Here is a 13,770-nt window from a genome sequence, read left to right as displayed (position 1 = left end):
TCAGTCAGTCTCGCTTTCTGTCTTGGCCGGGGTGGCCTTCTTGCGGGTCGTGGTCTTGCGCGTGGTCGTCCTGGCGGCCGTTTTGGTCGCTGCCTTGCGCGGGGCCGCCTTTTTCTTCGGGGCGGGCTTCGCGTCTTCCGTGCCTTCCGCCCCCTCGGTCGTCTTGGCCTTGGTCTTGCGGGCGGCGGGCTTGCGGGTGGTGGTCGCCTTCTTGCCCTTGGCCTTCAGCGGCTTGCCCTTTTCGGTCAGCAGCGTCAGCGCCTCGTCCATGGTGACATCATTCATGTCCTGCCCACGCGGCGCGGTGGCCACGATCGAACCATGCTGCACATAGGGGCCAAAGCGGCCCTTGCGCACCATGACCGGCTCGCCATCCTTGGGGTGGGGGCCAATAGTGCGGATGGAAGCCAGCTTCTTCGCCAGCGCATCCACCGCGCGGTTCAGGCCCACGGTCAGGACATCATCATCCTTGTCCAGCGACCCGTATACCGCGCCCATTTTCACATATGGCCCGAAGCGGCCCAGTCCGGCCTCGATCGGTTCACCCAGTTCGGGATGGATGCCAACGATGCGCGGCAGGGACAGCAGGCCCACGGCCTGTTCCAGCGTGATCTTGTCGCCATCCAGCCCGCGCGGGATGGTGGCGCGCTTCGGCTTGGCCTTCTTGTCCTCGGGGTCGGGCTCGCCCTGCTGCACATACAGGCCCCACGGACCACGGCGCACGGTAACTTCCTCCTCCGTCGGCCCGGTGCCCAGCACGCGCATGCCATCCTTCAGCGCCGCCGCGTCCTCGCCTTCCTTGGAGGGGTCAACCACCAGCTTGCGGGTGTACTGGCACGTGGGATAGTTGGAACAGCCAATGAACGCGCCATACCGCCCCAGCTTCAGACCCAGGCGCCCCGTGCCGCAGGCGGTGCAGACGCGCGGGTCCTGCCCGTCCTCGCGCTGCGGGAAGAAGTAGGGGGCCAGGTCCGCATCCAGCGCCGTGATGACGTCGGAAATTTTCAGATCCTTCGTCTGGTCCACCGCGTGGGAGAAATCGGACCAGAACGCGGACATGACATCACGCCAGTTGGCGCGCCCGCCGGATATATCGTCAAGCTGTTCCTCCAGCCCCGCCGTGAACTGCGTATCGACATAGCGTTCAAAGAAGGAGGTGAGGAAAGCCGTGACCAGCCGCCCGCGATCCTCGGGCACGAATCGCCGGTTTTCCAGTTGCACGTAGTTACGGTCACGCAGCACGGTCAGGATGGAGGCGTAGGTGGAGGGACGGCCAATGCCGATTTCCTCCATCTTCTTCACCAGCGATGCTTCCGAATAACGCGGCGGCGGCTGGGTGAAATGCTGTTCCGCCGTGACCTCGCCCCGCCCGATGGCGTCGCGTTCCTTCATGGCGGGCAGCATGCGGTCCTGATCGTCGTCGGCCCTGGCGGGGGAATCGTCACGGCCTTCGCTGTACAGGCGCAGGAAACCGTCGAATGCAATCATGGAACCGGTGGCGCGCAGGGTGACGCGCTGCTGGCGGTCCACGATATCGACCGCGACCTGATCGAGTTCGGCCGACTGCATCTGGCTGGCGACCGAGCGCTTCCACACCAGGTCATACAGCTTCTTCTGTTCAGGCGAGAGGTAGCGCGCCATGTCCGCGGGCGTGCGGCGCACGTCGGTCGGGCGGATGGCTTCATGTGCTTCCTGCGCGTTCTTGGCCTTGGTGGAATAGATGCGCGCCTTTTCGGGCACGTACCGTTCGCCAAAGCTGTGGCCGATATGGCCACGGATGGCGGCGATGGCCTCGCCCGCCATCTGCACGCCGTCGGTTCGCATGTAGGTGATCAGGCCGACCGTCTCGCCACCGATATCAATGCCTTCATACAGCTGCTGGGCCGTGCGCATGGCCACCTGCGCGCCCATGCCCAGCTTGCGCGACGCTTCCTGCTGCATGGTCGACGTGGTGAAGGGCGGCGGCGGGTTGCGGCGGACCTTGCGGCGCTCGACCTTTTCAACGCTGAAGTCGCCAGCTTCCACCGCCGCCTTGGCGTCCATGGCGCGGGCTTCGTTGTTCAGGTCGAACTGGTCCAGCTTGCGCCCGTCCAGATGGGTCAGCCGGGCGGAGAATGCGGCCCCGCCCGGCGTGGTCATGCGGGCGATGACCGACCAGTATTCGCGTGGCTTGAAGACCTCGATCTCCGCCTCGCGCTCACAGATCAGGCGCAGGGCGACCGACTGCACGCGGCCTGCGCTGCGTGATCCGGGCAGCTTGCGCCACAGCACCGGCGACAGCGTGAACCCCACGAGGTAGTCCAGCGCGCGGCGGGCGAGATATGCCTCGATCAGCGGGAAATCCAGCCCGCGCGGGTGCGCCATCGCGGTCTTGATGGCGCTTTTGGTAATTTCATTGAAGGTGACGCGCTGCACGTCGATCCCCTTGAGGAGGTTCTTTTCCTCCAGGATCGCGCGTACGTGCCATGAAATGGCCTCGCCCTCACGGTCGGGGTCAGTGGCGAGGTAGAGATGCTTTGCCCCACGCAGCGCCTTGGCAATGGCCGCGATCTGGCGGCTGCCGCGCTCGTCGGTTTCCCATACCATGGCAAAACCTTCGTCGGGCCTGACGCTGCCATCCTTGGGCGGCAGGTCACGTACATGCCCGAACGAGGCAAGAACCGTGTAGTTATCACCCAGATACTTATTGATCGTTTTCGCCTTGGCTGGCGATTCGACCACCACGACGTCAGTCATTCTGTCTCCGGATCACGATTCTAAAACCTTGTATAATCCCGGCTGTCAGGCAGGGGGTGGACGCCGCACGACCATATCCCCCGCAAGGAATTCGATCGTGCCCGCAATCTCCATTTCCGACAGGACGGTCAGGACTGCTGCTGTCGAGAACTGGCAGCGCCGTACGAGATCGTCAACAGGCGATGGTGTGAAAGATAGAAAACCCTCTATCATTTCATGCAGGTCGCCCGTCCCCGCTGGTGGTGGGGCAGGCGGCGGCGCGGGCATTGCCCGTGGCCGGGATTCATGGCGCGGGACAGGACCATGCGCCGCGGAAGAAGACGGCGGCGCCTGCAGGGGGAACAACGTGGTTTCTTCCATGAATTCAGGAAGTTCACGCAAGATATCACGTTCGTTTTCCGTCAGCACCGCGCCCTGGCGCAACAGGTCGTTGCTGCCTTGGCAGCGCGGGTCCAGTGGCGATCCGGGCACGGCGAATATGGTGCGGTCATACTCCAGCGCCATGCGTGCGGTAATCAGGCTGCCTGAACGCAGTGCCGCCTCGATCACGACGCAACCCAGCCCCAGACCCGCAATCAGCCGGTTGCGGCGCGGGAAATGCCGCGCCTGTGGCACGGTGCCCGGCGGGGCTTCGGTCACAACCGCGCCAGTGCGTGCGATCTGGTCCTGCAGGGCGGCATGTTCAGGCGGATAGGGACAGTCCAGTCCCCCCGCAATGGCCGCCACCGTGCGGCCAGCCGTCATCGCGCCGCGATGGGCGGCGGCGTCGATCCCGCGCGCCAGCCCCGATACGGTGTCCACGCCCTGGGCGGCCAGCAGGGCGGCAAGGCTTTCCGCCATGCGGACCCCGCCCGAGGACGCATTGCGCCCACCCACGATGCCCACCATGCGATTCGCCAGCAGTGCCGGATCACCCAGAACGCCCAAGACCGGCGGCGCGTCATGCAGGCGACCCAGCAGGGGGGGATAGCCGGGCTGCCCATGCACCAGCAGGTGCGCGCCCATGGCCTGCAGGCGGTCGATTTCGCGCAGCGCGTCATCACGTGGGCATATCGGCCCCACGCTGCGGCTTATGCGGGTGGCCCCGCGTTCAAGCATGTCGACCGCCGCATGCACGCTGCCATGCGTGCGGACCAGGCGGCGGTAGCTGACCGGGCCGATGCCATCCGTTCGCGCCAGCCGCAGGCAGGCCAGCACCGTGGCGGCATCGGGCACGCTCATGCGCTTTTCTGGCCGATCCTTGGTTCCGTGCCCTTGAGCAGGCGGGTGATGTTGGCATGATGGCGGATCAGGATCATCGCCGCGATCAGGCAGCCCGCGACATAGGCGGGGGAGGAAAAGTCGATCCGTCCCGGCCGGATCATGAGCAGCGGCAGGGCAGCAAAGGCAATGATCGCGCCCGCGGATGAAATGCGCGTGACCTTGGCAAAAATCAGCCACAACGCACAGCAGCACAGCCCGACGCCCGGCATCAGCGCCAGTATGCAGCCCAGCCCGGTCGCGACCCCCTTGCCACCACGGAATTTCAGCCACACGGGAAAGCAGTGCCCCGCCACGGCAAAGATGGCGGCAAGGGATTCGGCGGCCAGTGTATGGAACGGGCACAGCACGAAAGCGCAGAAAACCGCGAATGCCCCCTTCGTGCCATCCAGCGCCAGCGTGCCCGCCGCCAGTCCCTTGCGCCCGGTGCGCAGCACGTTGGTGGCCCCGATATTGCCCGACCCGATCTTGCGGATGTCCCCATTGCCCGACAGCGCCGTCAGCACCAGCCCGAAGGGAATGCTGCCGATCAGGTAGGACAGGAACGCAACCGCCGCCATGAGCGGCATGTCATAGGTGGGGATGCCGTATATCATGCGGCGGTGGCCCCGAAGACGCGTCGTCCGTTCTTCCACGTGCCCAGCACGTGGCCTTCCAGCGCGCGGCCGTCAAAGGGCGTATTCTGGGCCTTGCCCGGCAGTTCGCCCGCCCGCACGATCCACCCCGTATCGGGGTTGAACAGGCACAGGTCGGCGGGACTGCCAGCGGCCAGCGTTCCGGCCCCGCTGCGCAGCACGGCGGCAGGGCGATGGGTCAGCAGGCCCAGGGCGTCCATCATGCCGATATTGCCTGCATGCACCTGCGCCAGGGTTACGGCCAGCAGCGTGCACAGTCCCGTTCCCCCGGCGGACGCCACGGCAAAGGGCTGGCGCTTGTCATCCGCGTCGCACGGCATGTGGTCGGATGCGATGGCGTCGATCGTGCCATCGGCCAGTGCCGCGCACACGGCCTGCCGGTCCGCTTCCGCGCGCAGCGGTGGCGACAGCTTGGCATAGGTGCGGAAGTCCCCGATCACGGTTTCATTCAGGTCGAAATAGGGCGGCGCGGTATCGCATGTCACCCTGACGCCATCGGCCTTGGCCGTGCGGATCAGGTCCAGCCCCTCGGCGGTGGAGACATGGCCGAAATGCAGCCGCCCGCCCGTCATGCGCGCAAGGCGGAGGTCGCGCGCGATCAGGATGGCCTCGGCCGCCGCCGGGATGCCCGGCAGGCCAAGGCGGGTCGCCAGTTCGCCATCGGTCGCGCACCCGCCGCGCGACAGTGACGGGTCTTCGGGATGCTGGACGATCAGCGCGTCGAAGCCCCGCGCGTAGGTCAGCATCTGCCGCATGGTCCGGCTGTCGGCAATGGCATGGGGACCATCGGTAAAGGCAATGGCGCCCGCTTCGGCCAGCAGGCCGATTTCCGCCATTTCCGTGCCCGCGCATTCCCGTGTCAGCGCGCCATAGGGCAGGATGTCGATCATGCCCGTTTCCACGCCGCGCGCGCGCAGCAGGCGCGCAAGGGCGGGGTTGTCGATGGTCGGGCTGGTATTGGGCAGCACGGCGATGGTGGTGATGCCACCGGTCACTGCCGCCCTTGCGGCGGACAGTACCGTTTCACGGTATTCATAGCCGGGTTCGCCAATTGTCACCCGCATGTCCACCAGGCCGGGACACAGGACAAGCTGGCCGCCGCCGTCAATGATATCGGCCCCTTCCGGTGCGCCTTCGGCCTGCGGCAGGTCGGTGCCGGCAATCACCCCGTCGCGCACCAGCAGGCGGCCGGGGCGGTCAAGGCCGCTGGCGGGATCGATCAGGCGGACGTTTTCAAACAGGACCGGCTTCATGCGCCATCTCCCCCACGCGCAAGGATGTCCAGAACCGCCATGCGCACGGCAACCCCCATTTCCACCTGTTCGCGGATCACGCTCTGGTCGGAATCGGCAACACGGCTGTCGATTTCCACGCCCCGGTTCATCGGGCCGGGATGCATGACCAGCGCATGCGGCTTCGCCAGCGCCAGACGCCTGTTATCCAGCCCGTAGAAACGGAAATACTCGCGCGCGCTGGGTACCTGCGTGCCCTTCATGCGCTCGCGCTGCACACGCAGCATCATCACCACGTCCACCCCGCGCAGCCCGTCTTCCATCGTGTGGTGGATGCTGACCCCCAGCGCCCCGATCGCGCCAGGCACCAGTGTCGGCGGCCCCACCACGCGCACCTGGCAGCCCATGGCGGTCAGCAGGTGGATGTTGGAGCGTGCGACACGGCTATGGCTCACATCCCCGCATATGGCGATGGTCAGCCCTTCGAACATGCCGAAGTGCCGGCGGATGGTCAGGGCGTCCAGCAGTGCCTGTGTCGGGTGTTCATGCGTGCCGTCACCGGCATTGACCACGCTGGCCTGCACCTTCTGCGCCAGCAGGGCAGGGGCGCCGGACTGCGAATGACGCACCACCAGCAGGTCGGTATGCATGGCGTTCAGGGTGGCTGCCGTATCCAGCAGAGTTTCCCCCTTGTTGACCGAGGAACTGGCGACCGTCATGTTCACCACATCCGCGCCCAGCCGCTTGCCCGCAAGCTCGAACGAGGTGCGGGTACGGGTGCTGTCCTCGAAAAACAGGTTGATCAGCGTGCGGCCGCGCAGCAGGTCGCGCGGGGTTTTGCGCGACCGGTTGAGCAGGGCGTAATGCTCCGCCAGATCAAGGATGGGCGTGATCCGGCCGGGATGCATGCCCTGCACCCCCAGCAGGTGGCGCGCGGGCCGGGTCAGGAAGACATTGCTGCCATGGCTGCCGCGCTCACTCATGGGCGGCAACCGCGTTGATGCGCGCCAGCACTTCGTCACGGCCAAGGGCCGCCAGCGTGTCATCAATGCCGGGCGACATGGTGCTGCCGGTCACGGCTGCGCGCAGCGGCTGCGCCACCTTGCCCAGCTTCATCTCATGCGTTTCGGCAAACTGGCGCAGGGTCGCGTCGATGTTTTCTTTGGTAAACGGCCCGGTCGCCTTCAGGGCTTCGGCCAGCCTGCCCAGCATGACGCGGTTTTCCGGCGTCAGCAGCTTTTCAGCCTTCGCATTGAACGACAGCGGCAGCGAACGGCCAAGGAAGGCGGCATTGTCAGCCAGTTCCACCAGCGTCTTCGCGCGTTCCTTCAGCCCCGGCATAAGGGACAGTACCTTTGCCCGCGTGGCGTCGGAAGTATCAACGCCTTCCATCTTGCCCAGGCGTTCCATCACGTCATTGGTCAGGCGCGTGTCATCGGCCTGACGCAGCCATACGCCGTTGATGTACAGCAGCTTGGCGTAATCCATGCGCGAGGGCGAACGGCCCACGCCGTCAAGGTCGAACAGCCTGATCTGTTCTTCGCGCGACAGGATCTCGGCATCGCCATGGCCCCAGCCAAGGCGCAGCAGGTAGTTGTCCAGCGCTTCGGGCAGGTAGCCCATGTCACGGAATTCGACCACGGACTGCGCGCCGTGCCGCTTCGACAGCTTGGCGCCGTCCGGCCCGTGGATCAGCGGCAGGTGGGCGAAATGCGGCAGGTCCCAGCCCATGGCGCGGTAGATCATGGCCTGGCGGAAGGTGTTGGTCAGGTGGTCATCGCCCCGGATGACATGGGTGATGTCCATGTCATGGTCATCCACCACCACGGCCAGCTGGTAAACCGGGGTGCCATCGGCACGCAGGATGATCATGTCATCCAGTTCGGCATTGGCCACGCGCACGTCGCCCTGCACCAGATCATGGATGGTGGTCTCACCCTCACGCGGGGCCTTGATGCGGATGGTATAGGGGGTGTTGGCGGGGGCTTCGGACGGATCGCGGTCGCGCCACATGCCGTTGTAGCGGGGGGGACGGCCCTCGGCCATCGCCTTCTCGCGCATTTCCTTCAGTTCATCTGCCGTGCAGTAGCAGCGGTAGGCCAGACCCTTTTCCAGCAGTTCATGCGCCACTTCGGTATGGCGTGCCTGACGTGTGGACTGGAACACCGGCTTTTCATCCGGGTGGATATCCATCCACGCCAGCCCGTCGAACAGCACATCGACCGCCTGCTGGGTCGAGCGTTCTCGGTCGGTATCCTCGATCCTGAGCAGGAACTGGCCGCCGTGGTGGCGGGCATAGAGGAAATTGAAAAGGGCGGCACGGGCGTTGCCGATATGCAGCAGGCCGGTGGGGCTGGGAGCGAAGCGGGTACGGACAGTCATGAGCCGGTTCTTTAGCATGTTTTCGCCCTGCTGACAGGGGGCAGTCTGGCCTGTGTGCCATCCGGGCCGTTAGGGTGTGCATTCCGGCCACGCATGGGCATGGCCGCCAGCACGGGTGCAGATCATGACGGGGGTTGTCCTGCCGCGCCAGAATATCGACCGCATCCGGGCGGGGCTGTCACGCATGTGTGTGGGTGTCGGTGCATGGCTGTGGGGGCAGCATGCCCGGTTCGTGCTGTGGCTGCCTGTCCTGCTGGCGGCGGGTATGGCGCTGTATTTCACGTTGTCATGGGAACCATCGATCATCTGGGCATGGGGGGGCGCCGCGGTGGTTGCGGGGTGCGTCACCGCGCGGCTGGTATGGGGGACGGGGCTGCCGGTGCGCATCGGCTGCGGCGTGCTGGGGGCATTTGCGGCGGGAGCGCTGGTGGCCTGGGTGCAGGCGCATCACATGCCGCCCTTTCCCGACCTGCCCCGCCGGGCGGTGCATCTGACGGGGCGTGTGCTGGATGCGGACGCGCAGGTCCTGCGCGATGGCACGCCGACATGGCGCGTGCGTCTGGCGGATGTCCGCTTCCTTGATGGCATCAATACCGGCATGCCACCGCTGCGCCGTGTGCTGGTGCTGCGGCTGCGGCCCGATGACGTGTGTGTCCCCGCGCCCGGTGATACGCTGCTGGCGCGCGTCATGCTTTCGCCCCCTGCCTTTCCCGCTCTGCCGGGGGGCTATGATGCCCAGCGCCGGGCATGGTTTGACGGGCGTGCGGGGAATGCGCGCGCGCTGGATGACGTGACATGCCGGCATGGCCATGCTCCCTCCGGCCTGTCTGCCCGCATCGCCAGCCTGCGCCAGACCGTGGCCGTGCGGATTCGCGCGGCCCTGCCGGGCGTGCGCGGCGATATCGCGGCAACCGTGCTGGCGGGGGCGGACGGGGCGATTGCACCCGGCGTGCGGGACGCCTTTGCCGATGCGGGGCTGGCCCACCTGCTGGCTGTTGCCGGGCTGCACCTTGCCATTGTCATGGGACTGGTCATGGCGGGGGTGCGCATGGGGCTGGCGCTGTCCGAACGCGCGGCGCTGTTCTGGCCATGCCGGCAGATCGCGGCGGTCTGCGCGCTGCTGGCCGGCGGGGGATATGTCATCATTACCGGCGCGCACCTGCCGGCGCAGCGCAGCCTGTTCATGGCGGGGCTTGCGGTCGTGGCGCTAATGGTGGGCAGGCGTGTGGTGTCGATGCGGGCGCTGGCGGTGGCCGTGACCGCCCTGCTGTGCCTCAACGCCGAAAACGTGGCCGAACTGCCATTGCAGATGTCGGCTGCGGCGGTCATGGCGCTGATTGCCGGTTTCGACGCGCTGCGTCCGTACCTGTCGGCATGGGAGCACGACGTGGCGTGGTGGCGCAGGATAGGCGGGCGGCTTGCCCATCCCCTGCTGGCCAGCGTGCTGGCGGGCAGTGCCTGCATTCCGGTCGGCATGGCGCATTTTGGCACGGTGCAGCCGTGGTTCGTGCTGGCCAACCTGCTGGCCGTGCCGCTCATGTCGGTATGGATCATGCCGTGGGGGCTGCTGTCCTTCGTGCTGATGCCGCCGGGGTGGGAAAAGCTGGCGCTGGTTCCCATGGGGTGGGGGATCGGATTGGTGGCATGGCTGGCGCGGCAGGTGGCCTGCCTGCCGGTGGCGCGTATTGGGGTGCCGGCCATCGGCAATGGCGGGCTGGCGCTGTTTTTTGCCGGGTTGTGCTGGTTGTGCCTGTGGGGTGGACGGGGTCGGCTGCTGGGGGCCGTGCCGGTTGCGCTGGCGCTGCTGTCACCATGGTGGGGCGCGCAACCGGTGGTGATGGTGTCGTCGGATGCGCGCATGGCGGGTGTTGTGAGCGGGCATGTGCTGCTGACCGGTCCCGGCGGCCACCCCGATCCGTTCATTTTGCGGGAATGGCAGCGCGTGACGGGGCTGGAAGCCAGCGTACTGCCGGATGATGCGGGGCAGGGACCGCTATCCTGCCGGGATGGCACATGTCGCGTGCGGGAGCGGGACGGGGACATCCTGCTGCTGCTTTCCGCACGGGGGCCGGGTCGCAGGTCATGCCGCGACGCCCGCATGGTTGTGAACCTGTCGGGGCAGGGCGGATGTCCCGGCGTGATGGTAATCGGGCGTTTCGATATGTGGCGCAACGGGGCCTATGCCCTGTATCCCGACCGTGCAGGCGGCATCAGGGCGCTGTCTGACCGGCAGGAGCGCGGGGCACGGCCATGGGTCATGCGGCCCGGTGGGGTGGGCGTGCCTGACCTGCCCATGGCCCAGGCGGAATAGCATCGTTTGCTGTCGTGACCGCACCACATTGTACGGTCACGATATCTGTCACACGCGGGCCATCGTCCTCGCTCGGCGGATGGCAGGTTCTGTCTAAGAAAGTTTTTGGTGAAGCTTTTTTCAAAAAGCTTCAGAAGACGCCGCCTTATCCGGCCCCACCGCACGCAGGTCGTCCTTCATGCGGTACTGGCACGGGTCAAAGGCGGGACAACGCCAGCATTCGGGCTTGCGGGCCTTGCAGACATAGCGCCCGTGCAGGATCAGCCAGTGATGCGCGGGGCGCAGCATGTCGGCGGGAATGCGGCGGACAAGCTGGTCTTCCACCGCGCGCGGGGTTGTCCCCGGCGCCAGGCCCGTGCGGTTGCCAATGCGGAATATGTGGGTATCGACCGCCATGGTGCTGTCGCCAAACGCCACGTTCATCACCACATTCGCCGTCTTGCGGCCCACGCCGGGCAGGGATTCAAGGGCCGCGCGGTCATAGGGCACCTTGCCGTCAAAACGTGCAAGCAGCTGCTGCGACAGGGCCACGACATTGCGCGCCTTGGTCCGCCACAGCCCGATGGTGCGGATATGTGCGCCGACCTTTTCCTCCCCCAGTTCCACCATGGCCTGTGGCGTGGGGGCGTCACGGAACAGCGCTTTTGTCGCCCTGTTGACCGAGGCATCGGTCGCCTGCGCCGACAGTACCACGGCAACCAGCAGGGTATAGTCGTCCACGAAATCCAGTTCGCTTTCGGCATTCGGGTTGGCGGCGGCCAGCTGGGTGATGAAGGCGCGCACTTCCGCCAGCGTCATGGCGCGACGCGCGGGTTTCTTCGGGGTCTTGGCTGTTGTCATCTGGTAATCGCAGGCGGTGGATCGTCGGACATTGTGCGGCGTTGCGGGGTGCAGTGTAAATCATCCCGCCATCCGGCGGGGTCATTGTCCTTGCGCATGGCAACCGCGAAGGGTAGTCGTTCCGGCCCCGGTGGTACATGTGCCCTGAACGCATGGCCGCATGGTTCCCTGCATCATGGCGTGGTGGCAATGGCATCCTTTTTCTCCCGCCCGGCATCGGGACGACATGAGTTTTCCGCGGTGCTGGGCTTTGTCTGGCGCAGGTGGCGCGCGCATCCCGGCTTTCTGGCGTGGACGCTGGCGGGGATCGCCGCGGCCACCGTGGCGGATGTGATGATGCCGCTGGTGGCGGGCTGGCTGGTCAATGACGTGTCCCATCCGGCGGGTCGGACGGCGGTCCACCGCGCCATATGGGATGTGATCGGCCTGACCGTGCTGGGATCGGGCGGCATCATTGCGCGGCGTACGGCCTATATCGGCATTACCCACCTGACATCGCGCGTCATGACCGGCATCGTGACGGAAGTGTTCGCCCGCGTACAGCGGTTTTCCAGTGAGTGGCATGCTTCCAACTTTGCCGGGTCAACCGTGCGGCGCATCACGCGCGGGATGGGGGCGGTCGATACGCTGGGGGACACGCTGCTTCTCATGCTGGTGCCGGAGGGAATCGTGCTGTGCGCCACGACTGCCGTGCTGGCGTTTCACTGGCCGCTGATGGGGCTGGTGCTGGCGGTGGGATCGGCAGCGCTGGTGGCGCTGTCGGTCATGCTGACGCTGCGTTATGTCGCGCCTTCCGCGCGCCTGGCGAATGCGTGGGACACGCGCATGGGCGCGACCCTGTCCGATGCGGTGACATGCAACGCGGTGGTGAAGGCATGTGGCGCGGAATCGCGGGAGGATGCGCGGCTGGCATGGGTGGCGGGCCGCTGGCGGCAGCGCACGGTGCGGTCATGGCTGCGCGGGACGGACAGCGCCAATCTGCAGAACCTTGCCGCCCTCATCATGCGCATGGTGCTGATCGCGGGGGTGGCGCTGTTATGGATGCATGGCCGCGCGGGGCCGGGGGATGTGGCCTATGTGCTGACGATGATGTTCGTGATCCAGGGCTATCTGCGTGATATCGGCCAGCAGATCTCGGTCGTGCAGCGTTCGGTCAATGAAATGGAGGAACTGGTCACCCTGTTCCATACGCAGCCCGCGGTGGCCGACCACCCTGGCGCCGCGGCATTGCGGGTGACGCAGGGCCATATCCGTTTCGAGCATGTGCGCTTTGGTTATGAACGACAGCATGGCAGGGTGCTGTTTGATGACCTGAACCTTGATATCGCGCCGGGCAGCAAGGTGGCCCTTGTCGGCCCGTCGGGTTCGGGCAAGACCACGCTGACGCGGCTGTTGCAGCGCCTGTATGATGTGCAGGGGGGACGGATCATGATTGACGGGACGGATATCGCCACTGTCACGCAGTCCAGCCTGCGCGGGCAGATCGCCATCGTGCCGCAGGAGCCATTGCTGTTCCACCGTTCGCTGGCGGAAAACATTGCCTATGGCCGGCCGGATGCCACGCTGGCGGAAATCGAACATGCGGCCCGGCAGGCCAACGCGGCGGACTTCATTGCCCGCCTGCCGCGCGGTTACGCCACCATGGTGGGCGAGCGCGGCGTCAAGCTGTCGGGTGGGGAACGCCAGCGCATCGCCATTGCCCGCGCGTTTTTAAGCCATGCCCGCATCGTCATCATGGACGAGGCGACATCCAGCCTTGATTCGCAGTCTGAAACACTGGTCCAGCAGGCGATGGAGCGGCTGATGGCCGGACGCACCGTGCTGGTCATCGCCCACCGCCTGTCCACCGTGATGGGACTGGACCGCATTATCGTCTTCCGCCACGGACAGGTGTGCGAGGATGGCCCCCACGACGCCCTAATGACGCGTGAGGGCGGGATCTATCGCGGGCTGTTTGAACTTCAGTCCTTATAGGTCCCGCTGGAAAATATCCTGTAATCATAAGGAAGTTTTTTGGGGTCTGTTGGGAATTAACGCGAATTGATGATTGCGGCGGTGAGATAAATCATCGCTGCGAATGATCTGTCGGTCTTGTCGCTTCGCATGGCGATGCGCTTGAACTCCTTGAGCTTGCAGAAGAAGTTCTCGATGAGATGGCGCGCCTTGAACAGGGCTCCATCGAAGGGTCGCCTGTCGAGGCGGTTCCGACGCTGGGGAATGACCACGCAGGCCCCTTGTGCGCGTATGGTGTCCACGATCCAGTGGACATCGAACGCCTTGTCGGCAAGAAGTCCCCCAAAATCAGCCGGTTCAAGGAGAGGCGCCACCCCGACCGTGTCGTAATGCTGGCCGGGGATAAGCGTAAAGCGGACCA

General features: G+C 65.8%; 10 protein-coding genes. 2 read left to right on the top strand and 8 right to left on the bottom strand.

Features of this window, described 5'->3' with window-relative positions:
* The 6 genes from topA to gltX are packed head-to-tail and all read right to left on the bottom strand — an operon-like array spanning nucleotide 1 to nucleotide 8,245.
* Entirely contained in the window at nucleotides 1–2,736 is a 2,736-nt protein-coding gene (gene topA, locus GEU01_RS03615; protein ID WP_019084977.1) for a type I DNA topoisomerase, read from the bottom strand.
* A 45-nt stretch (nucleotides 2,737–2,781) separates the two neighbouring features.
* Nucleotides 2,782–3,957 (bottom strand): DNA-processing protein DprA, encoded by a 1,176-nt coding sequence (gene dprA, locus GEU01_RS03610; RefSeq protein ID WP_019084976.1) that lies wholly within the window; start codon nucleotides 3,955–3,957, stop codon nucleotides 2,782–2,784.
* A complete protein-coding gene (gene plsY, locus GEU01_RS03605) occupies nucleotides 3,954–4,592 on the bottom strand; it encodes a glycerol-3-phosphate 1-O-acyltransferase PlsY (RefSeq protein ID WP_019084975.1) in 639 nt (212 codons plus the stop codon). Before plsY ends, dprA begins: the two co-directional genes overlap by 4 nt.
* Nucleotides 4,589–5,884: a dihydroorotase gene (locus tag GEU01_RS03600; protein WP_019084974.1), complete on the bottom strand. Its 1,296-nt coding sequence runs from the start codon at nucleotides 5,882–5,884 to the stop codon at nucleotides 4,589–4,591. The genes plsY and GEU01_RS03600 overlap by 4 nt, the downstream gene beginning before the upstream one ends.
* On the bottom strand, nucleotides 5,881–6,846 hold the full coding sequence (locus GEU01_RS03595) for an aspartate carbamoyltransferase catalytic subunit (RefSeq protein ID WP_010508173.1): 966 nt from the start codon (nucleotides 6,844–6,846) through the stop codon (nucleotides 5,881–5,883). The genes GEU01_RS03600 and GEU01_RS03595 overlap by 4 nt, the downstream gene beginning before the upstream one ends.
* Nucleotides 6,839–8,245, bottom strand: a complete 1,407-nt coding sequence (gene gltX / locus GEU01_RS03590; RefSeq protein ID WP_010508174.1) for a glutamate--tRNA ligase — start codon at nucleotides 8,243–8,245, stop codon at nucleotides 6,839–6,841. Before gltX ends, GEU01_RS03595 begins: the two co-directional genes overlap by 8 nt.
* A gap of 115 nt (nucleotides 8,246–8,360) precedes the next feature.
* On the opposite strand from gltX, the gene GEU01_RS03585 reads away from it, so the two are divergent.
* A complete protein-coding gene (locus tag GEU01_RS03585) occupies nucleotides 8,361–10,556 on the top strand; it encodes a ComEC/Rec2 family competence protein (protein WP_019084973.1) in 2,196 nt (731 codons plus the stop codon).
* A gap of 120 nt (nucleotides 10,557–10,676) precedes the next feature.
* On the opposite strand, the gene nth is transcribed toward GEU01_RS03585, so the two are convergent.
* Nucleotides 10,677–11,396, bottom strand: a complete 720-nt coding sequence (gene nth / locus GEU01_RS03580; RefSeq protein WP_019084972.1) for an endonuclease III — start codon at nucleotides 11,394–11,396, stop codon at nucleotides 10,677–10,679.
* A 96-nt stretch (nucleotides 11,397–11,492) separates the two neighbouring features.
* Between nth and GEU01_RS03575 the strand changes: the two genes are divergently transcribed.
* Nucleotides 11,493–13,370 carry an ABC transporter ATP-binding protein gene (locus GEU01_RS03575; RefSeq protein WP_019084971.1) on the top strand — a complete coding sequence of 626 codons (1,878 nt, stop codon included), beginning with the start codon at nucleotides 11,493–11,495 and terminating at the stop codon, nucleotides 13,368–13,370.
* A 56-nt stretch (nucleotides 13,371–13,426) separates the two neighbouring features.
* Here GEU01_RS03575 and GEU01_RS03570 read toward each other — a convergent pair.
* A partial coding sequence (locus GEU01_RS03570) for an IS5/IS1182 family transposase (protein WP_019084970.1) occupies nucleotides 13,427–13,770 on the bottom strand: 344 nt, incomplete at its 5' end.

Origin of the sequence: Komagataeibacter europaeus LMG 18890 (genome assembly GCF_000285295.1) — a bacterium.
Taxonomy (GTDB): Bacteria; Pseudomonadota; Alphaproteobacteria; order Acetobacterales; family Acetobacteraceae; genus Komagataeibacter; species Komagataeibacter europaeus.
This window is presented reverse-complemented; position numbering and strand designations above follow the sequence as displayed.